The 20,859-nt window shown below is 64.3% G+C and carries 12 protein-coding genes; 6 read left to right on the forward strand and 6 right to left on the reverse strand.

Annotated elements, in window-relative coordinates:
* The first annotated feature begins 21 nt into the window (after positions 1 to 21).
* Positions 22 to 4,314 carry a DUF6543 domain-containing protein gene (locus HB675_RS23650; RefSeq protein WP_213881585.1) on the forward strand — a complete coding sequence of 1,431 codons (4,293 nt, stop codon included), beginning with the start codon at positions 22 to 24 and terminating at the stop codon, positions 4,312 to 4,314.
* A gap of 3 nt (positions 4,315 to 4,317) precedes the next feature.
* Here HB675_RS23650 and HB675_RS23655 read toward each other — a convergent pair whose 3' ends face one another.
* Entirely contained in the window at positions 4,318 to 4,506 is a 189-nt protein-coding gene (locus HB675_RS23655) for a hypothetical protein (RefSeq protein ID WP_213881586.1), read from the reverse strand.
* A 153-nt stretch (positions 4,507 to 4,659) separates the two neighbouring features.
* Here HB675_RS23655 and HB675_RS23660 point away from each other — a divergent pair, with 153 nt between their 5' ends.
* Positions 4,660 to 4,857 (forward strand): hypothetical protein, encoded by a 198-nt coding sequence (locus tag HB675_RS23660; RefSeq protein WP_213881641.1) that lies wholly within the window; start codon positions 4,660 to 4,662, stop codon positions 4,855 to 4,857.
* Positions 4,858 to 5,143: 286 nt separating this feature from the next.
* The gene (locus HB675_RS23665) at positions 5,144 to 5,521 is read left to right on the forward strand and encodes a Mor transcription activator family protein (RefSeq protein ID WP_213881587.1); all 378 of its coding nucleotides are present in this window, start codon (positions 5,144 to 5,146) and stop codon (positions 5,519 to 5,521) included.
* Between the two features lie 31 nt (positions 5,522 to 5,552).
* On the opposite strand, the gene HB675_RS23670 is transcribed toward HB675_RS23665, so the two are convergent.
* The 3 genes from HB675_RS23670 to HB675_RS23680 all read right to left on the reverse strand — a co-directional run bounded on the left by HB675_RS23670 (position 5,553) and on the right by HB675_RS23680 (position 11,696).
* Positions 5,553 to 9,179 carry a translocation/assembly module TamB domain-containing protein gene (locus HB675_RS23670; RefSeq protein WP_213881639.1) on the reverse strand — a complete coding sequence of 1,209 codons (3,627 nt, stop codon included), beginning with the start codon at positions 9,177 to 9,179 and terminating at the stop codon, positions 5,553 to 5,555.
* 62 nt (positions 9,180 to 9,241) lie between these two features.
* A complete protein-coding gene (locus HB675_RS23675) occupies positions 9,242 to 10,942 on the reverse strand; it encodes an autotransporter assembly complex family protein (protein WP_256737664.1) in 1,701 nt (566 codons plus the stop codon).
* A 103-nt stretch (positions 10,943 to 11,045) separates the two neighbouring features.
* Entirely contained in the window at positions 11,046 to 11,696 is a 651-nt protein-coding gene (locus HB675_RS23680) for a GNAT family N-acetyltransferase (RefSeq protein WP_213881589.1), read from the reverse strand.
* Between the two features lie 135 nt (positions 11,697 to 11,831).
* Here HB675_RS23680 and xthA point away from each other — a divergent pair, with 135 nt between their 5' ends.
* Complete coding sequence (gene xthA / locus HB675_RS23685; protein WP_213881590.1) at positions 11,832 to 12,650, forward strand: exodeoxyribonuclease III; 819 nt, start codon at positions 11,832 to 11,834, stop codon at positions 12,648 to 12,650.
* Between the two features lie 46 nt (positions 12,651 to 12,696).
* Complete coding sequence (locus tag HB675_RS23690; protein WP_213881591.1) at positions 12,697 to 14,001, forward strand: substrate-binding domain-containing protein; 1,305 nt, start codon at positions 12,697 to 12,699, stop codon at positions 13,999 to 14,001.
* A gap of 39 nt (positions 14,002 to 14,040) precedes the next feature.
* Here HB675_RS23690 and HB675_RS23695 read toward each other — a convergent pair whose 3' ends face one another.
* The gene (locus tag HB675_RS23695) at positions 14,041 to 15,246 is read right to left on the reverse strand and encodes an acyl-CoA dehydrogenase (RefSeq protein ID WP_213881592.1); all 1,206 of its coding nucleotides are present in this window, start codon (positions 15,244 to 15,246) and stop codon (positions 14,041 to 14,043) included.
* Positions 15,247 to 15,409: 163 nt separating this feature from the next.
* On the opposite strand from HB675_RS23695, the gene HB675_RS23700 reads away from it, so the two are divergent.
* Positions 15,410 to 16,336: a LysR family transcriptional regulator gene (locus HB675_RS23700; RefSeq protein ID WP_213881593.1), complete on the forward strand. Its 927-nt coding sequence runs from the start codon at positions 15,410 to 15,412 to the stop codon at positions 16,334 to 16,336.
* A gap of 17 nt (positions 16,337 to 16,353) precedes the next feature.
* Here HB675_RS23700 and HB675_RS23705 read toward each other — a convergent pair whose 3' ends face one another.
* Entirely contained in the window at positions 16,354 to 20,784 is a 4,431-nt protein-coding gene (locus HB675_RS23705; RefSeq protein WP_213881594.1) for a hypothetical protein, read from the reverse strand.
* Positions 20,785 to 20,859 lie beyond the last annotated feature (75 nt).

Genomic DNA, 20,859 nt, shown 5'->3' on the forward strand with positions numbered 1-20,859 from the left:
ACGCAGCTGCGAGGATTTTCCATGCTCACGCGTCATTACCTGCCCCCGGCCTTGCAGGCCGACTTTGCCCGCGATGTGCGCATCGCCTCCCTTGATCAAGCCTGCCGCACGGCCCTCGATGCGCTGGCACTCTCCGGGAAGCTGCCGCCGCAGGTACGGGCCCACCACCTGATGCGCACCGATCTCCTTCCCCTGCCTGGTTCACTGGCGGGTACCTGGGTGCTGGAGGTCGGCGTCGATCAGGCCGAGCCCGGTTACTTTCTCCACAGCAGCTGGTACGGCCTGGAATCGTTCGACGACCGCGCGAGCTTGAGTGCCACCTTGCAAGAGCGGCTGGACGGTGGCGAGATCAGGCTGCTAGCCATCAGGGCAGACGAGTCCATGTTCGAGACGCGCATGCAATACATCGCCCAGGCTCATCTCGAACGCCTGGAACGGTTCCAGGAGCAATGGGCAGCACTGCCCGTCATTGCCCGGCACAGCGACACCGAGTCGGCAGAAGCCGCCATCAGCCAATTCTGGAACGAGCCGGCCAGCCATGCTGCCTCGCGCCGTCAACAACTGGCCGGGGTTCTGGCCGACGCCTACCAGTACAGCGTGCTGGAGGCCGAGCACGAACAATTGCTGCAGCCACAGGAAGCGCGCTGGCTCAAACAGGCGGTCAGCCGCCAGGGTGTGCACAAGCTGTCGCTCTACAGCGATCCGCAATCACCGATCAAACTGGCGGGAGTCTGGCTGCTGCACGACGCCAGCGACAGCCACGGCCTGTGGTTTCTCTACCTGACGAACCTGGGCCTGCATCTGTTTGCCAGCCAGTCGGCGCTGCACGACTGGCTGATAGCTGAAGCCTGGAGCGGGCGCCTGAGCGCGTATCTGTCCTTCAATGATCAGGCCGCCCTGCGTACCCTGCGCCGACCGGCGCTGCGCCTGGACGCGCCGAGCCACGACCTGTTCGTGGATCGGGCCGACTCGCTGATCGGCTTGCAGAAACGCAATCTGGCCTTCACCCTGGGGCTGCCTCCTGGTGCCCCGCGTGATCTGGTGGCGGCCTGCGATGTGCTGCCGTTGATCAGTCCGAGCCTGCAACGCTTGCCCACTACCCCCGACGCAGGCCTGACACCCTTGAGCACCGAGCAGAGCCTGCCCAGCCTGGCGTTCGCCCTGCGCTACCGTCTGTATGAGCTGGAAACCCGTCGCATCAACCTCGACACCTGCGCGCGGGCGCGCCTCAACATGGCGGTGGCGGCCCTTGACCCGCGGCTGGGCGATGCCGAGTTGATCCGGGTGACCCTGGCCGATGGCAGTTACACAGACCTGATGGGGCTGTTTCTGGATCGGCTGGGCGAACCAGGCGTTCCAAAACGGATCATGGCCAAACAGCCGGGCGGGCTGCTGAATCCTTGGCCCGGACGCCTGATCGAAACCCTCCTGGACACCTCCCAGGCGCGCCTGGAAGTCCTTTACCGGGCCTTGCTGCTGAGCACGCGACAGGCCCAACTGACGGCTCTGCTGGATGTGCGTCAACAGACAGCAGCCCTGGAACTCAAGTTGACCTCTGATTTGACGGCGGTGAAAACCGTGGACACCGCACGGGAGCTGGACCTGCAAAGCGCCGAGCAGCAACGCCAGCTCACCGCCGTTGCCCAAAGCTGGGCGCGCTGCCGAGCATTGCACATGCCCTTGCCTGCGCTCGACAATGCCCTGGCGCTGGCTGCGCAAGACCAGGACCTTGCGAACCGCCTCGAGCAACTGTGCCAGAATCTGCCGGCCGTGGCGCTGGCCAAGGTTTTGCCGCCATGGCTGCTGGCGGCCAGCAACGCAGCGCGCCGTGAATATGCCATCGCCCTCGATCAACTGCACCGCACCGAAGAGCAGGTGCCGGATTATCGGTCCGGCATCCCCTCCCTGCACGATTACGCGCGCTCAAGGCTCATGCCACAACTGGCACGGCGGCAACCGGCGCCGGCATTGGACCCGGACAAGGTTCGCATCGAGATGGCCACCCACATCCCGGCCGCGCCCTGGGTGTTCGGCCACACCGGGTTTATCCCGGCCAGCGTCGCCGCCGCGACCCTGACCGAGACCAATACCTTGACGGCCTACGCCATCAGCCATTTTTCTCGCAGCCAGACGGCCGTCCTTCGCGCGCACCAGAGCGACGGCAGCCCGATACCGGACTGGATGACGCCGCGCGAACTGCATCGGCTGGTGGACGGCCTCGACATTGGCGGCGGCTACCGCCAGCTGCTGCACCAGCAGCTGTCCAGCACCGCGCCGCTGTACAACCATCGCCGCCAGCATTTTGCGGCGCGCTCCGAGGCCCAGCTGCGCGTGGCGGCGATTCAGGCGCGGCTCTCGGGGGACATTAGCGCCCAGGGGTTTGCCTGGGTGGATGCCGTGCTGAGCATGCCCGACGGCGCGGCACGCAAAGCCGTCGGCGGTCATACCGTCCACCTGCGACCCATGGCGCTGCTGCCGGCCCCGGACGTGATGGCCGACCGGGTGACGGACCTGTACCTGATCGGGCCGCTGGCAGGTCCCGTGGTGCTTTATGCGGCAGTGGGCGCGCGCTTTGTCTTCAAGGAGTTCGCCAGCGATGAAACGTTGTTGGCGGCGGCCCGTGCGGAGGGGCCGCTGCAAACCCTGATCGTGCAGCAGGTGGCGCCGTCGCGGCGCAGCCTTTATGCCCATGGCGGCCTGCGCCAGGCCCATCGGTTCGCCGACAGCGTCGACCCCCTCGACTTTGATCTGCCGGCAACACCTGTGCAACTGGCCACTCAAGCGTGGAACGGCAATGCCTGGCACCTGCTGTTTACCGACCGGGTCGCGCTGATCCAGGCACTGGCAGTCAGCCAGTCGGTCAGCAGCGGCGAGGCGCATTGGGCGTCGTTCACCTTTCTGATGGGGCTGGGCATCGAGCAGATGTCGTTTCTGGCCGAGGGTCGGCTGGCCCAGTTGCTCGGGCTGTGGGGCGGCATCGTAGAACTGGACGCGGCCGTCGAGGCGGCTGATCGACACCAATGGGGGGCCAGCCTGGGCCAGTTGGCGTTGGCACTGCTGGCGTTGGGGCCACTGGCCGCCGACGGGGTCCAAGCGATCCGGACGCCGGCAGCGCAGGTGTCCAGCGACCCGCTACTGGCCACCGAGCTCAGGCGCTTCGAAACGTCCACGGCCCTTGGCAGCTTGAAGCACGATCCGGCAAGCGGTCTGTACCAGGCCGCCGATGGCAGCCGCTATGCCCAGACTGACGGCCGCGTCTACCCCGTGTGGCAGGCCGAGGGCCTGACCCGCATCGGGACCGAACACCATTGCGGCCCCCGCCTGCATGCGGACGCCCAACGGCAATGGCAGCTTGAGCGGCTGTGGGATTTTCGGTTCGGCGGTTTTCAGAGTCGGTGCGTGCGTCAGCAGTCGTCCAGTTCGGGCATCAGTCAACTACTCACCGTGCGCGCGATCGGCATGCCCGCCATTCGCGCCTTTTCCATGGACAAGGCTCGGCGTATCGGCCAAGCCCACGCTTACGCCAAACGGCGGCTGGAAGTGGCACTGGACAATCTGCACGCAGACCGCCCCGGTGACCCCTTGCCGGCACAGAGCAGTCGGGTGTTGGCCGACTTTTTCGGTGTGGCAACACCCTCCCCGCATCTGATCGGCCAAGTGCTACAGTGCACCGCTGCGCTCTATACCGAACTGCTGGACAGCAGCCTGTCGCCGTGGAGCTCCCCGCGTTTTGCCTACGGCATCAACCTGCCCACCGCTGGCGAACGCCTCATCGCCATGGTGGCCAAGGACGATGCGGCCAGACGGATCTTCTTTTCCGAACTGTTTTTCGATCTGCCGACGCGCATACGCTACCAGCACGGACGACTGCTGGCACCCTTCGAACTGCCAGCCCACATGCGCGCCGCTACGCTCATCCACGAGCTTTCCCACCTGGTACACGACGCCGAGGACATTGCCTACGTGGAGCCGGGTGCGCCGTACCGTGACCTTATCGACCCGACCGACCCGGTAGACCCCAGCTTCAAGGCTGATGTAAGCGACCTGCAGGACAATCGCCTGTCAGTCACGACCCCGTGGGCGCGGCTGTTTCAGCGCCTGGTGGGGGGCCGTTGGCAACCTCTCGAAGATCTGGACCCGGATGCCAGCGCACGGGTGCTCAAGGAAACCGGCTGCCAGAACATGGACGATGCCCGCAACGCATTCTACGCCGACGAGGACAAACGCATCGCCGTGATACTGGCCAACGCCGACTCGATTGCCCTGCTGGTCATGCTGCTGGGCCGTGATCCGTTCACGCTGCCGATACCCTGAACCTCAAGAACGGACTTTGCGACGCATGTAGCCGTTGATGACCACGACCACGATGGCAACCGCGATGGCGATGTACTTGAACGTCTCTTCGGTGAGATGGCCGCTTTTCTCGAGCCCGGTCAGGCCGAACATGATGGCCAGCACCACCACCGACAGGAGGAGGGAGTATTTGAGGCGTTGCTTTTGATTCATGGAGGTGTTCCTGATGACCTTGTGTCCGCTGTGTATCCTGAGTCTTACCAAGCACTTACGCGACAGGCGGAATAAGCGCGCCAGTGTGGGGTCTCATATTACAGTGCCAGCCGCGCTCACGGGGCCGGCACTTTCCAACATGAGGATTTACTGATGCTTCGTCGAATCACATTGCTGATTCCCCTTATTCTGACCCTCAGCCTGAGTGGCTGCTGGTTGTTCTTTCCGCCGGGTGGAGGTGGTGGTGGCCACGGCGGCGGCGGCGGCGGCGGCGGTGATGGCGGTGGCTATCACGGTGGCGGTGGTGGCGGTGGTGGCGGAGGCGGAGGCGGCCCAGGCTTTCGCGGCTGACACCCGACTGCTGTAACAACGACCTGCCCCGTTTGCGGGGCAGGTCCACCTCACCTTCAGCCATGCCTCGCAGCCCTACCGCCCTTGATTGACCAGCATTCAAGGCTTGCCGCCGTAAACCGGCAGAATCTCCTACTCCCACCTTCCGCTATTCCTACAGCCTGCATCACCAATACCGGCCCGTCCACGCCCGTGCAGCGCCTAGCGGCGACTCGCCCTGCCCCCGAGAATGAACTGGCCGATCTGGCACGCGCACTTCTCATAGACAGAGCACAAGGGATCGAACATGGACGTCAAGGACTTGAATCAGATAGACATCAGCCAACTGCCCGCCTCGCTGCAGACATTGATCGAATGCATCGGCCTGGAAAACGCCTACTGCATGACCCGCCGCTACGGCGGCCGCCCCAAGTATATTCCCAAACACGTAAGGCGTACGTCGCTGTCCCAGTGGCTGCCGATCGAGGCCTTGGCCGAACTGATCCGGCGCTACGCCGGCACCGCCCTGGAAATCCCCAAGGCCGATCACTTCGAGCGTCAATTGCGCAACCTGCAGATTCACCGTGCCACCGAACAGGGCTGTTCACGCAGTGTGCTGGCAGACCGTTATGGGCTGAGCCTGCGCCAGATCGGCAATATCCGGCGCCAGGCGGGGGCCGTCTGAGTCCCGGATGCCATCTCGCGCAGGCTCCCCACTAGAAATCACGTTTGTAAAAGATATCCAGCGAGCTGGCCACACCGCTAGCGGCTTCGACATACAGCTTCTTGCTCAGCAGATAGCGCAAGGCGACCGTGTTGGCCGGCTCGAACACTCCGACGCCATAACGCAGGATCAGCTTGTCGGTCAGGTTGCCGCTGGCCACCACGCTGGTGGTGGTACCGCTGCCTTGAGTGTCGAGCTGGAAGTCCTTGATGCCCAGGTCACTGGCCAGCTTGCCGGCCGTCGATGAACTCCCCGCCAACCCCAGCGCCAGGGCCGCCTGCGCCAGCATGTTGTTGTCTTCTCCCGTGGTGCTCAGCGGCCGTCCCAGGACCAGGTATGAAAGCGCTTCTTCCTGCCCCATCGCCGGTTCGGAAAAGACCGTACTGGTGGGCTGCTCGGCGCTGCCGCTCAGGCGAATGCCGGCGATGATGTCGTCGGTCTGGCGGATGGCTTCGATGTCCAGATAGGGCTGATCCACAGGCCCGGAAAACAACAACCGGGCGCGGCGAATGGTCAGACGCTGGCCATAGGCACGATAGCGCCCGTCGTTCAGGGTCAATTCGCCACGGGTGTCCAGATTGTCGCCGATGTGCACATGCCCGGCGAGGTTGGCGGTCAGGCCGAAACCACTGAAGGTCAGCTTGTCGGTGCCGACGATCACGTCGATGTCCATGGCCACCGCCAGCGGCGGGGCGGAGGGCGCCTGTTGACCGATGATGACCGTGTCGTCCGACACCTTGACCGTCGATGGCGGCAATTGCCGAATGGTGATGCTGCCCTTGGGCACGGCCACCTTGCCGGAGACGGCAAGGTGATCGTTGGCCAACTCGATCTTGAGGTCCGGCGCGGCTTCCAGCGAGGCATAGGGTTCCACAGTGACCGGCAATTGCGCGCCCTTGATCCAGAGTTGCGCTGCCAGCCCCCGGGCCCAGTCCAGGTGACCGGCGAGGGTGCCCTGCCCGGCATCCCCGCTCTTCCAGGCACCGTCCAGTTGCAGGTTTTCGCCATTGATCGTGGCCATCACCTTGAGGTCCTGCAAGGGGGTGGGCAACTGGCCGCCGGAGACCTCGCCCTTGCTCAGGGTGATGCTGCCGTTGATGCGCGGGGTGAGCAACAGGCCGGCGATGCGTCCGCTGCCGTCAAGCTGGCCGGCGAGCTTGTCGATTTGCGGCACAAAGGGGCGCGCTACTGAAATGTCCAGACCCGCCAGGGTAAACTCGCCGGACACCGGTTTGTCCGGGGCCAAGGGGTCGATCTGGGTACTGACCCGCAGGGTACCGAGCTTGCCGCCGGCGAAATTCAGCTCGGTGTCGACCCGCCGCGGGTTGAGCTGGCTGTTCAACGTCAGGGCCTGGTACGGAAACACCAGCCACTGGCCTTGATCACGAATGCGCAAGGTGCCGCCACTGGCGTCCACTGTGACCCGACCGCGGGGGCCGCTGGCCGGCAGGTCAAGCTGCAGGTCGGCATTGAGATCACCCTGCCAGGCCAGATCACGAGGCAGCCAGGGGCGCAGGCTGTTCAGCGGGAAACCCTTGAGGTGATAACGCAGACTGGGGTCGGGCGCCAGGCGCTGGTCTTCGCCGCACAGGCTGGCGGGCCCGGAGCGCCAGCAGTGGGCGCCGAAATTGACGGTGCCGTTCGCCAGCCGCTCGAGCCGGGCCGGGCCCTGCAAGCGCCAGTCCTGACCCCCGGCCTGGATGTCGCCGCTCACCAGCCGGCCGCGCCAGTTGCCCTGAGCCAGACCTCCATCGACAGCCAGCGCCAGGGTCAGCAACGGCCCCTTGAGGCCCAGTTGCACAGCCTGTTGTCTCAGGTCTCCGGAACCTTTCGCCGTCAGGGTGCCGAGGTCACTGTCGCCGCTGTGCAGGCCGCTGGCAAGCAAGTCCAGACTGCCACGCTGGCGTGCATCCAGCCCGGCGGTCAGGGCAATGCTCTGGATGCGATTGCCGGCCAGCGCCAGCTGCTGCCCCTGCAACTGGAGCTGTCCCTGAGGCACTTGCAGGCTGCCACTGGCGTCGAGTCGGCCCTTGAGCTGCCCTTGCAGGCCTGGCCATAGCTGGCCCAGACGCGGCAGGTCAAGGTCCAGTTTTGCTGCCACCCGCTGGTCAAGGCTCGCCATGCCTTGCACACGGTTATCGCCCAGGCGCACTTGCAGGTTGTTCAACAGCCAGCGCTGGTCGACGCCCTTGGCCTGGACCTGGAACACGGCGGGCTGACCGCGCAGGCGCCCCTTGATGTCGGCGTCGGCATCCAGGTTCAGCTTGCCGTCGACCCACTGGCCGCTGCTGCGCAAAGTCCCGCCCAGATCGCCCGGCAATGGGGCGAGCCAGTAGGCCGGATCAATGTCGCTCAATTGCAGCGCCGTGTCCCAGGCCAGACCGTCGGCGAACTTCAGGTTCAGGTGCCCGCTGGCCTGGCCCTTGCCAGCAGTGACTTGCAGCTGTGGCAGAAATACCTGCTGGAGATTGCCGCTGAAGGGGGTGAGGACGCTGAAGGCCCCCGCCGGGCCGTCGAGATCGCCCTGGACGTTGCCCAGGTAGTTGCCGTCCCGATAGCTGATCTCGCCATCCAGCCGGCGCAGCTTCACCGGCACGGGCGCGGCTTGCGGGTACAGACGCTCCCAGGGGAAGTCTCGCCAGCCGACCCTGCTCTCGATGACCAGGCCATCGTGCCAGTCCACATGGCCGCTGATGCCCAAGTGCTGGGTATCGGAGGCCGTCAGGTCCAGTGCCTCGATCTGTGCCTGATGTGCATCGGCACGGCCGCGCAGGGCCAGGCCGATGCTGCCCTGTTCGGCCGGCAACTGTGCCTGACCGTCGATACGGTAACCGGCTTGCAGGTCGCCAGCGGCGTTCAACACCAGGTGCTGCAACGTCAGAGTATCGGGCAATTGACCACTGGCCTTGAACGCGTCGGAAGTGATTCTCAACCGGGCCGGCAGATCGGGATCGAGGGCTTTGACCTGACCTTGCAGTTGCCCCGTCAGATAGCCGGTGCTTTGCCCGGTCAAGTGCAGCACGTCCTGCAATGGCCCCTGAGCGGTCAGCGCCAGCTGCCAGGGCCTGCCACTGACCTCCGGCAACTGCAACTGCACATCGGCGTTGAGGGGCCACTGACCGGTAGGTTGCAGCTGGCCCGTGAGGTCCAGGACAAGATCGCCGTGTTGCAGGTGCGCGGTTTCGATCTGCATGCCGTTGTCGCGCCAACGGGCGACCAGCTTGACGCCCCGTACCAGCTCATTGCCATCCAGGCGCAGCACGCCCAGCTGCACATCCCCCAACTCGATGGCCAGAGGCAGCTTCAGTTCGGGCAGCAGCACTGGACCGCCGGCGGGTGCCTTGGCGCCGGGCGCAAAGCTCATGTCGACGCTTTCGGCTTGCAGCCAATCAATGCACAGCGCCGCACGCAGCAAGCACTCCGGTTGCCAGTCCAGCGACGGCCCGCCCACCACGATATGATCGCCACCCTGTTGCCAGGTCAGGCGGGCTGCACTCCAGCGCCCCACCAGCTGCCCCTGGAACTGCTCGACCTGCAAACCGGGCACCCGCGCCAGCACCCAGCGGCTGCCACTTTCGCTGCTCAGCAAGGCGTACACCCCGAGCATGGCCAGAAGCATCAGCACCAGCAACCCGGCGATGCCGATGCCTGCCCATTTCAGCGCTCTTGTCACCCACTGCCTCACAATTCAGGCCCCATGGAAAAATGCAGGCGCACCCCGCCAGTATCGTCCATCGGGTGCGCCAGATCGATGCGGATCGGCCCCACGGGTGAAACCCAGCGAATGCCGATACCGATCCCGGTCTTCAGGCTGGGCAGTTGCAAGGTGTTGAAGGCGTTGCCTTGATCGATGAAGGTCGCGATGCGCCACTTTTCGGCGATGGAATATTGATACTCGACACTGCCTGCCACCAGGTAGCGGCCGCCGATGCGGTCGCCGTCGGAGTTTTCCGGGGACAGTTCCTGATAACCGTAGCCGCGCACACTCTGGTCGCCGCCGGCAAAGAAGCGCAAGGACGGTGGAATGGTCTTGTAGCCATTGGTGATACTGCCGCCAAATTGCAGACGGCCGAGCAGGCGGTGATTCTGCCCCAGGGTGGTCAGGCCCTTGAGCAACACGTTGCCATGCACCAGGTTGTTGTCCGAGCCGATGCCTTCCTTGGCCGCTTCGGCGTCGAATTGCAACCGGTAGCCATTGTGCGGGTCGACCTTGTTGTCGCTTTTCAGGTAACCATAACTGATGCCCGGCATGAGCAAGGTGCTCTGGCCGGTGTCATTGCCCAAACGATATTCTTCATGCTGCAACTTGAGGGAAATCACTCGTTCCCAGCCACTGGGCAGCTTGCTGTGCCATTCGGGCCCCACTGTCAGCAGTTTGCTCAGGCTGTCGGTGTCGGCGATTTCCTCATATTGATAGCCACCGGCCCAACGCAGCTTGTCGGTGAGCGGCGGGTCCAGGGGTGTGTCGTACCACAGGCCGATGTTCTGCCGGGGCGCCGAGAGCTCCGCCTCGGCGCCGTAACTGTCACCGGCCGAATTGACCCAGTGGCGCGTCCAGTTCGACTTCAAGCGTGGCCCCACGTCGGTGGAGTAGCCGACGCCCAGGCCCATGGTGCGCGGCTTGCGCAGGGTCAGGCGGACCTGCACCGGGATGATCTTCTGCGCGGTCGCCGACGTCGGCGAAGCGTCCACCAGTACGCCCTCGAAGTAGCCACTGGACTGCAAGGCCTGATTGAGCTCGTTGACCAGATTGGAATCGTAGGGGGTGCCGCCCTTGAAGGGCACCAGCCGCTGCAACAGGCTCTCGTCGAACGGCGTGTCACCTTCGAAATGCACGGTACCCAGGGTGTAGCGCGGGCCGCTTTCGTATACCAGTTCGATGTCGGCCACATTGGCTTCGGGGTCCACCGCCAGGCGCTGGGCGGTGAAGTGGCCGCTGAAGAAGCCATAGCGCGACGCCTGATTGAGGATCAGCCGCTTGGCATCGTCGTAGAGGCCGTGGTTCAACGGTTGGCCCGGCTGCAGCGCCTTGACGTCCGGCAGGCGGAAGCCCTTGAGTGCCGAGAGCGCCCCCTCCACGCGCAAGGTCACATGGCGCAGGCGCACAGGTTCGCCGGGCCGGACTGTCAACAGCAATGTGGGATTGCTGCCCGCCCGCACGCTGCTGTCGATCTGTGCATGGTAGAAACCGAGGGCCTGGGCGGCCTTGCTCGCCTGTTCGCGGGCCGCGCGCTGGGAGCGGCGCAAGGCCCGCTCGTCACGCTCGGCGACACTGCCGATATAGCCTTCGATATTGGCCTGCAACGCGGCATCCGCAGGCTGCACCCGGACCTCGAGAACGCCCTGGGCCTGGGCACCGAGGCTGACACACAGCAGCATCATGCCGCCGCGCGTGGAAAATTTTGGCAGATAGAACGTCATAGGCGCGAATGCTATCACGGCCCCCCGGCAAAATATGTTTCCCGACACATAACATCCGCTGCCGTCAGGCCTCGGCCACCATGCGCTCCACCAGTTGCGGGCTGGGGTGCATGAACACGTGCTCAAGCACCGGCCCTACAGCGATTTCGCCCAGCTGCTGATAGCCGTTCTGCTGATAGAAATCCAGGTAGTGCGGGTTGCCTGTGTCCAGCACCACGCCATCGGAATGCTCGTCTACGGCGCACCAGTCGTGGACGGCGGCCAGCAGTTGCCCGGCAAAGTGCGCGCCCTCGAAATCGCTGTGCAGCCCCAGCATCGGCAGGACATGCACGGCGTCGGTGGGCACGCAGGCCATTACCGCATCATGGTATTCCAGATAACGCCGGGTGCAATCCAGCCCGGTGTCGATGACCATGCGCATGCGCCATGCCCAGCTTTCAGTGACCCCGAGACGACGCTGGGGCGGCGCGATCAGGGCCACTCCGACCAGACGGTCATCGAGCAACAGCCCCAAGGCCGGCAGGTCCTGCAGGAAATGCTGTTTCACGCGCTGGCGCACGGTGGCCAGCACGCGTTGTTCATAACCGCTGCGCTCGGCCTCGAACACCCAGGCAAAGGTTGCGTCGTGCCGGTAGGTCTGAAACAACAAGGCCCGGATCTCGCGGGAATAGCCACGGTCCAGTGAGCGGATCTCGGCAACGGCTTGGCCTGACATGGGGCAACTCCTTGAGCAAACGGTCGAGCGAAACGCTCTGTGCCCAATAATGGAGGCCACAGGCAGCCGGCAGTTCCACTGGCGATGCGCGGTGCGCTCCGTTAGCATCGCGGTTTTGTTCAGGATTGCCGGCCCATGAAGATCGTCTCATTCAACATCAATGGTCTGCGTGCCCGCCCCCACCAACTGGCCGCGCTGATCGACAAGCACCAGCCGGACGTCATCGGCCTGCAGGAAACCAAGGTGTCGGACGAGCAGTTTCCCTACGCCGAAATCGAAGCGCTGGGCTACCACGTGCACTTTCATGGGCAGAAGGGCCATTACGGCGTGGCTTTGCTGTCGCGCCAGGCGCCACTGAGCCTGCACAAGGGCTTTGCCAGTGACGACGAAGCGGCTCAGCGGCGCTTCATCTACGGTACCTTCGCCGACGCCGGCGGCGCCGCCGTGACCATCATGAACGGCTACTTCCCCCAGGGCGAAAGCCGCGACCACCCCACCAAATTCCCGGCCAAGCAGCGCTTCTACAGCGACTTGCAAGCCTTGCTGGAACGCGAATACCGCAACGACCAGCCCTTGATCGTCATGGGCGACATCAACATTTCCCCGCAAGACAGCGACATCGGCATCGGCCCCGACAATGCCAAGCGCTGGCTGAAAACCGGCAAGTGCAGCTTCCTCCCGGAAGAGCGCGAGTGGCTGGCACGCTTGAAGGACTGGGGTCTGGTAGACAGCTTTCGCCACTTGCACCCCGAGGTGGTCGACCAGTTCAGCTGGTTCGACTACCGCAGCCGCGGTTTCGAGGACACGCCCAAGCGCGGCCTGCGCATCGATGTGATCATGGCCTCGACCGGGTTGCTGCCACGGGTCAAGGCGGCCGGCGTGGACTATGCGCTGCGCGGCATGGAAAAACCCTCTGACCATGCACCGATCTGGCTCGAGCTGTCATCCAACTGACATCCATCCGTCTTAATCTGCGGGGCACTTCGCCAAGGTGCCCAGCATGCGAGCCGGCCTTCTCCTTCTTTTACTGATCCCGGTGTTCGCCCTGGCGCAACCGGCAGTGCTGCGCATCCAGGGCTCCAACACCATCGGCGCGGAGCTCGGCCCGGCCCTGGTGCGCGGCCTCCTGCAAGCCCAGGGCGCCCGACAGATCAGCACGGTTCCCGGCGAGCACCCCAACGAGGTGCAGATCAATGCAGTGGATGCCTCTGGCCAACCCTTGAGCGTCACTATCGGTGCCCACGGTTCCAGCACCGGGTTTGCCGCGTTGAAGAGCGGCAACGCCGATCTGGTCGCCTCCTCCAGGCCCATCAACGATCAGGAACGGGCCGACCTGCAAGCCTCGGGCGACCTGAAAAGCAGCGAGGCCGAACAGGTCATCGCCATCGACGGCGTCGCCGTGATCGTCCACCCGGACAACCCGATCCGTGAACTCGGCACCGAGCAACTGGCGCAGCTGTTCTCCGGCGAACGGACTCAGTGGGACAGCCTGGGCGGCAAAGGCCCCGTGCACCTGTATGCCCGCGACAACCAGTCCGGCACCTGGGAAACCTTTCGCGAGCTGGTGCTGGCGCCGCAGGGCAAAAGCTTGTCGGCCGATGCCTGGCGCCTGGAATCCAGCGAGCAACTCTCCGATGAAGTCAGCCATGACCCGCAGGCCATCGGCTTCATCGGCCTGCCGTACGTGCGCCACGCCCGCGCGCTGGCCATCACCGACGGCGCCGCGCAGCCCATGCTGCCCACCCGCAGCCTGATCGCCACCGAGGACTACCCGCTGTCGCGGCGGCTGTACTTCTACCTGCCGCCGGGTCAGCCCAATGGCTGGGCCCAGGCATTAGTGCGTTTTACTCAGAGCGACCCAGGCCAGGCCATCGTCGCCCAGTGCGGTTTCGTTGCGCAGACAGTTCAGGCGATCCAGGTCCTTGCGACCGACCGTATGCCGGCAACCTATGCCGACCTGACTCGCCAGGCCCAGCGACTGTCGGTGAACTTCCGCTTCGCCAAAGGCAGCGCCAGCCTCGACAACAAGGCCCGCGCCGACGTGCAACGAGTGATCGATTACCTGAACCGCACCAACAAGCTCGTCCACCAGGTCACCCTGGTGGGCTTCGGCGACGAAAAAACCGACCCCGACCGCGCCCGCCTGCTCTCGCGCCTGCGCGCCATGGCCGTGCGCCGCGAGCTGGTGAAACAGGGGGTGGTGCTGCGCGAAATTGTCGGCATGGGCAGTGAAATGCCGGTGGCGGGGAATGCGATGGATGAGGGGCGGATCAAGAATCGGCGGGTGGAGGTCTGGGTGCATTGATCAAGCTACACGCCACGACCCCACACAACCCGCGCGCGCCTACGCGGGGTATTTGCCCAGTTCGAATTTGCCTATCGCTGCCCGATGCACCTCATCCGGCCCATCCGCCAACCGCAGCGTACGCTGCATCGCGTACATATAAGCCAACGGAAAATCATCACTGACCCCAGCCCCGCCATGCATCTGGATCGCCCGGTCGATCACGCGCAAGGCCACGTTGGGCGCGGCCACTTTGATCTGGGCGATCTCGCTGCGGGCGACTTTGTTGCCGACGGTGTCCATCATGTAGGCCGCTTTGAGTGTCAGCAGGCGGGCCATGTCGATCTCCATCCGTGAATCGGCGATCTTGTCGATGTTGCCGCCCAATTGCGCCAAAGGCCGGCCGAACGCCTTGCGATCCAGGGAGCGCCGGCACAGCAATTCCAAGGCCCGTTCGGCCATGCCGATCGAGCGCATGCAGTGGTGAATCCGCCCCGGCCCCAGGCGACCCTGGGCGATCTCGAAGCCGCGCCCCTCCCCCAACAGCACATGGTCATAGGGCACTCGCACGTTTTCGAACAGCACCTCGGCATGACCGTGGGGCGCATCGTCGTAGCCGAACACCGGCAGCGGCCGGACGATTTTCACCCCCAGGGTGTCGGTGGGTACCAGAATCATCGAGTGCTGCTGATGACGGGGCCCGTCGGGGTGGCTCAGGCCCATGAAGATCATGATCTTGCAGCGCGGGTCGCAGGCGCCGGATGTCCACCACTTGCGCCCGTTGATGACCCATTCATCGCCATCACGCACGGCGGTAGCCGCCATGTTGGTGGCGTCCGAAGAGGCCACGTCCGGTTCGGTCATGGCAAAAGCCGAGCGGATCTCGCCGCGCATCAGCGGCGCCAGCCATCGCTGCTGCTGGGCCTCGCTGGCATAGCGCACCAGCACCTCCATGTTGCCCGTGTCCGGTGCCGAGCAATTGAAAGGCTCCGGGCCCAACAAGGATCGGCCCATGATCTCGGCCAGCGGCGCATATTCCAGATTGGTCAAGCCGGCACCCAACGCCGAGTCCGGCAGAAACAGGTTCCACAGCCCGGCCTTGCGGGCCTGTTGCTTGAGCTGCTCCATGATTGCCGTGGGTTGCCAGCGATCACCCTCCGCGACCTGGCGGGCGAACACCGGTTCAGCCGGATAGACATGGGCGTCCATGAACGCGGTGACACGTTCGCAGAGTTCCTGGACCTTGGGTGAATAGGCAAAATCCATGGGCAGCAACCTTTTTTCAGAGGGCAGTCCTGGCCCTCGGGCAGGCCATTTCGGACAACAATGGGACCGATGCTAGACCGACGCAGGCCAATTTATCTAACCTATTCTCAGCGTGGATAAACATTCATAACTCATATAGCACCCGCGCCCTGCGAGCACTGCCATGAACCTGAGCAAGGTCGACCTCAATCTCTTCATCGTTTTCGATGCGATCTACACCGAAGCCAATCTGACCCGCGCCGGGCAAATCGTCGGTATCACCCAACCGGCAGTGTCGAACGCCTTGTCCCGCTTGCGGGAAACCTTCAACGACCCGCTGTTCGTGCGCACTGCGCAAGGCATGGTGCCCACGCCCATGGCCCAAAACATCATCGGCCCGGTGCGCAGTGCGCTGGCGCTGTTGCGGGTGTCGGTGCAGGAAAGCCGGACCTTCAATCCCTTGCAGGCGGTCAAGACCTTTCGCATCAGCATGACCGATCTGACCGAGGCGGTGATCCTGCCGTTGCTGTTCCAGCGTCTGCGGCGGCTGGCGCCAAAGGTGGTGATCGAGAGCTTTCTGTGCAAGCGCCGCGAGACCACCAAGGAACTGGCGGCCGGACGCCTGGATTTCGCTGTGGATGCGCCGCTCAATACCGACCCGCAAGTGCGTCATGTCAAGCTCATGGAGGACCGCTACGTCTGCGCCATGCGCCACGGCCATCCTCAGTTCAAGGAGGTGTTGAGCCTGGACGACTATCTGGCCATGACCCACATCCACATTTCCAGCCGCCGCAATGGCCTCGGCCATGTGGACCTGGCGCTGGGCAAGGCCGGTCTGCAACGACGCATCGCCCTGCGCTCCCAGCATTACTTGATGGCCAGTCAAGTGTTGCAGCAGACCGACATGGTGATGACCGTGCCCGAGCGTTTTGCTCGACGCAACGAGCTGGTGTACGTGAACCTGCCAGTGCATGACGTGCCTGCCGTGGAGACTCACCTGTACTGGCACGAAAGCACCGACCAGGACCCGGCCAACCGCTGGATGCGTGAGCAGATGATCGAATTGTGTCAGTGGGTGAGCGCCCAGGAAACGCGCCAGGCCGCTGGCTGAGCGGCCTGGCGAAGGCTTTATTGCAGGGCGGCGAACGGCTCGATGAAAGGCGCCACCAGACGCTCGCGCCACAGCGGCGTGACGGTGTGGCCGCTTTGCTCCTGGAGCATCTGCGACTGGCGTCCCTGCTTGCGTTGCTTGATGGTTTTGAGATGCGCACGGGCAAACTCGGCAAACGGCGCAGCCGCCTTTTCGTAATGAAAATGCGCGTACCAGATGGGTTGCCCCGTGGACTGATCGATGATCACGTACTCCTGCAGATGGTCACTGACGCGGCCACGGGCATTGCGCAGGCCGATTCGATCCCCCAAGCGCTCGATGCGCGCCTCGCCTTGTTCCAGCAGGTAGGCCATCCGGCTTCCGGTAGGGAGGCTGCGTTTGGTCTGGACAATCCGAATTCGGATGCCGTCCTGGCGCAGGGATGTGGCCTGCCCCTCCAGCTGACGCAGCAGCCCTGCCGCCTGATCGCCCGCCAACCGGTGCAACTGTTGTGCGTAGCCGCTCAGTACGTCAGCCTGACTGGAGAGCATGTGTTCCAGATCTCGGGGCTCATAGACCGTGGCCTTTCGGGCCAGCGCCTGGACGTGCTGCGTCAGCGCCGGCGCCTCGTCCAGTGCCCGCCGCGCGCCGTCGAGCAAGCTTGCCAATTGCGCCCTCTGGAACAGGAGGGGCGCCGGTTTGGCCCGGTTGCTGCGCCAGGTGCCTTGAGGTTGCCGCGAAAAGGTTTCGATCACCTGACCGGAAATGGGCTCATGGATATTGATCACTTCATCCCCCTGCCCGGTGCGATGCGCCGAACCGATCAGCAGGTGTTCGTCTTCGGTTTCAAACATCCGCTTGGCGCCTTGGTTCTTGACCTCTCGGGCGGCCGCCTTGGCAGCGGTCATGCGCGAAAGGCTCGTCTCCAGTGTCCGCAGGTCTTCACTGACCTCCAGAATCAGGGCGTCGACCAGACGGCGCATCTCCTGCCAATAGGTCGGATTGAACACGCCGCTGTCATTCAACAGCAGGAACTCGTTGGCCTCCAGACGGCGCAACTGCCTGAGCACATTATCCAGCAGCGCATGGCGCTCGTTGGACGACACATTCACCTTGCCTGCCTTGAGCTCGCGGTAGGCAAACGCGGCGCGAACCATGTCCGAACGCAACCCATGATAGCGATCAAGGGCAAACCGGGCTGCCGGCGTGCCACGATGTGCGTCGATAGCGGCCAGGCCCAGGATCGACAGATGGGCCGCCCGGTGATCGAGCGCGGTGGCGGATTCTTTCAGAAGGGCCTCCAGCTTGGGCAAGTGCGGCTGGGCTGCGCGCCGAGGGCGCAGGGCATTGACCCAGGCTTCCAGCGCCAGGCGATTGGCCAGCCCCGCCGAGGAAGCCCGGTGAAGCTGGAGAACGCAGTCGATGATGGCGGCATGCTGATGATCGGGTGAGGCATTCGGGCTGTCACTGGCTTTCATCTTCTTGATCGCCTCCTGGATAGCGTGCAACAGGTGCGCGCCCTTCAAACGCTCATGGCGGATCACACTCTCCATCGTCAGGCCAAGATCGGTGCTGAACTGCCGGGTGGGCGGCCTGTCGCCCAAGGCCGCAAGCGCTTTTTCGACAGCGCTTTTATAGAACCCGAGGACCTCATCACTGGCCGCCATCAATGCCGCTTCACCGGCCGCTGAATCAGGGGCGTGCAGGTACTGCGCCCGGACAGTGTCGAAACGCTCGACCACGGCATCCTGCAATAACAAATGTCGATTCAGCTCATCGCGCAAGCGTTGCGCCCGCGCCGCTTCGGTTTCAGCCCCCAGCAAACGCCGACGCAGAAAACCCGACGTCCCTGCCCAACCCTCCTGGGCCAGCCGTCCCAGCCAGGCACCACCGCCAGCACCGGCGGGGACGAGCTGACCCGTCAGCGCCCCATACGTGGTCCACTGGCTGAAATCATCCAGCACCACCGGCTGCCGATAGCCGCGCCGGGAGGTCGCGGCCAGCCGCCAGATGGCCAGGCTGTCGTCCCACTGGACGCGACAGACCCGTCCGTCCTGATGGATGAAATCGCCCTCCGGGTGTTGATACACACCCCGGTAACGCCCACTGCTGCCCGGTTGCAGGCCACTCAAGGACACCTCGGCCTCGTAGCCCTGCAGCCGGGAGATTGGCGGCTGGCTGGCATGCCTGATCGTGGCCGATACGCGATGACGCTGACGCAAGCGAGTGCGCGCACGCAACCTCGGTGCCAGACCGGCCGATGGCGCGGGCAGCACATCCATGCCCGCGTCGACGATGGACAGCAATACCGACTCTATATGATCCAGCGCTTCCCCCGGACGCCCCTCCAGAAAAGCCTCGACGGCGGCATTGGCGCTGACCCAGCCGTCGTAGACACTCACTGCCACACCCAGGAAGGGCAGCATGCCGATGGCCATTTTGATGTGATTGAACACGTCGCCGTGGCTGATCGCGCGATGTTCCAGATACAGATCCGCCTGGGACCGCGAGCCGGAACGATGGCTCTCCACCAGGCGGCCCAAATAGACATTGGCCTGGTGCATGGCCAGGGAAGTGGTAACGGGCCACACCGACCCCGGCTTGATGAAATCCTCGAAATTGCGCCGGTGGGCTTCACGCAGGTAGCCGGCATGGGCAGCGGGATCACCGACGACCGGCCGACTGGCGAAGTAATCCAATGGCTTGCTCTCGCGGGTCATGTGCGCGATGCCCAGGCAGGCGGCCTTCATGTTCGGATATTCGACGAACGGGCGGGGGCCGACGAAATCGGGCAGATAGAGCACGGTCAAGCCCGACACGCGCTCCTCCAGAAGCATGACCCCACTGAGGCCGACCTGCGGGCTGGGCAAACCCGCCCAGTGGCCAGAGCCCAGCATTGGCGAAGACATGACCAGGTCCCAACCGGGTGCTTTCCAGTGCGTGGACTGTTCGGCATGCAGCGCGCAGTGCACCATCTGCCAGCCGGTTTCACTCAACTGCCCGGCCAGCATGGCACTGCTGGCTTGCCATTGCAGACGATGCCGCCACGGCGCGGCGATGGTTTCGCGGCGGCGCAGGGCGGCCTCGGTGGTCTCGCCCGGCATACCGAGAAAGGCGGCGGACAAGGCGTCCTCGTAAAGCTTGGCCAGGTCCAGCTCGCGAACGACCCGTTCCAGCCAGCCCTTGTCGATGCCCTTGCGCAGGGCTGTCGCCGTGGCGTGATCGCTCGCCTCGATCGTTACGCGCAGAAATTGCAGCCGCAACGCCATCGGCACGTCGATGGCCTGCACCGCCAACTCATCGAGCGACAGGCGCACGCGCTCGGCGCTGGGCTGGGGAATCTGACGCACTGGGGTGCCGGGGGAACCCGAGCCGGTCACGGGTTGCTTGACCCAAGCCACATGCTCGGGCAGGTCCAGAGTGACGCGCCAAGTGCCAATGGCGCCGAAATCGGTGACCACCCGCTGCCGCAGCTGGCGCCGGACCAGCTCATCGCGCGCCGGCAAGTCCTGTCGCATCAAGGCATCGCTGCAACGCTGGGCCTCAAGGTAGGCCTGGAGCGAAGCTTGCAGCGCCATTTGATCGCTGACGGGTAACCCGCCCCACCACGGCGGCAGTGACTCGGCCACCAGCTGGGTTCGCCATTCCTCCAATCCAATTCCCAACGCCTGGCTGCGAGCCGGCTGCAGGCCGATGGCCAGGTCCTCCAAGGCTTCGCTACGCAGACGTTCCATGGCGCTCGAACTGTCTGGCGTGTCGTCATAAAGGCATTCGCCACGGCCGATGGCCGATGCGTGCTGCTGAATGTCCTGCCATTGGGCGCGCACGCTGTTGGCCATGTAGCTGGCGGCCAGTGGCAGCCATTGCGGCTCGGGGCCATCGCCAGAGCGCTCACCGCACAACGCCCGGGCCAATACCCCCAGCGTCGGATAACCTTGCACACCGCCCCCCGCGCCTGGCCAGATGAGCAAAGCGCTGCCGCCCGTCTGAACCAGCACCAGCACCCCAGGCACGTAATGCAACCGTGCCTCGTGTTCGAAAGCCACTTGATAGACCGTATCGTCGCTCTGCAACGCGCCGCTCACCAACGCTTCGAGGCGGCTTACTTCGGCCTGAGCGAGGAACCCCAGTACCTGTTGCATCCGTGCCTCCGCCAGCACGCCTTGGCCGCGCGCCTGAACCAGACGGTCGAAAACCGGGTGACCCACGCCCACGATCTGCCACAACGTCGGCTCAGCGAGCAATTGACTGGCTGCGGCGCGGGCTTGCAGATCCGCGTTGCGCAACGCGCGATGCCAGGCCAGTAACGGTTCAAGTGCAGCCGGGCTGGTTTCAATCAATGCATGTATCGCCGTTTGCTGGCGGGCCAATGCTGACTGCCGCCAGTGCGGCTCCAGGTCCATGGAAAGGCTGCCGAACAGCAGGTGGTAGGCAGGGTTGTTGGCAGAGCCGGGGGAATCAGTGGTCATGGCGTCACGTCCGTACAGAGGGGACGCTATTGCAGCGACAACCAGCCGAGCGACGGCGTTATCTATTTATGATGT

It is taken from the genome of Pseudomonas sp. dw_358 (assembly GCF_018449655.1).
Classification (GTDB): Bacteria; Pseudomonadota; Gammaproteobacteria; order Pseudomonadales; family Pseudomonadaceae; genus Aquipseudomonas.

Excerpts from the sequence above, each read along its gene's own strand:
- HB675_RS23650 (WP_213881585.1), top strand. The coding sequence starts at position 22 with ATGCTCACGCGTCATTACCTGCCCCCGGCCTTGCAGGCCGACTTTGCC.
- HB675_RS23655 (WP_213881586.1), bottom strand. The coding sequence starts at position 4,506 with ATGAATCAAAAGCAACGCCTCAAATACTCCCTCCTCCTGTCGGTGGTG.
- HB675_RS23660 (WP_213881641.1), top strand. The coding sequence starts at position 4,660 with ATGCTTCGTCGAATCACATTGCTGATTCCCCTTATTCTGACCCTCAGC.
- HB675_RS23665 (WP_213881587.1), top strand. The coding sequence starts at position 5,144 with ATGGACGTCAAGGACTTGAATCAGATAGACATCAGCCAACTGCCCGCC.
- HB675_RS23670 (WP_213881639.1), bottom strand. The coding sequence starts at position 9,179 with ATGCTTCTGGCCATGCTCGGGGTGTACGCCTTGCTGAGCAGCGAAAGT.
- HB675_RS23675 (WP_256737664.1), bottom strand. The coding sequence starts at position 10,942 with ATGATGCTGCTGTGTGTCAGCCTCGGTGCCCAGGCCCAGGGCGTTCTC.
- HB675_RS23680 (WP_213881589.1), bottom strand. The coding sequence starts at position 11,696 with ATGTCAGGCCAAGCCGTTGCCGAGATCCGCTCACTGGACCGTGGCTAT.
- xthA (WP_213881590.1), top strand. The coding sequence starts at position 11,832 with ATGAAGATCGTCTCATTCAACATCAATGGTCTGCGTGCCCGCCCCCAC.
- HB675_RS23690 (WP_213881591.1), top strand. The coding sequence starts at position 12,697 with ATGCGAGCCGGCCTTCTCCTTCTTTTACTGATCCCGGTGTTCGCCCTG.
- HB675_RS23695 (WP_213881592.1), bottom strand. The coding sequence starts at position 15,246 with ATGGATTTTGCCTATTCACCCAAGGTCCAGGAACTCTGCGAACGTGTC.
- HB675_RS23700 (WP_213881593.1), top strand. The coding sequence starts at position 15,410 with ATGAACCTGAGCAAGGTCGACCTCAATCTCTTCATCGTTTTCGATGCG.
- HB675_RS23705 (WP_213881594.1), bottom strand. The coding sequence starts at position 20,784 with ATGACCACTGATTCCCCCGGCTCTGCCAACAACCCTGCCTACCACCTG.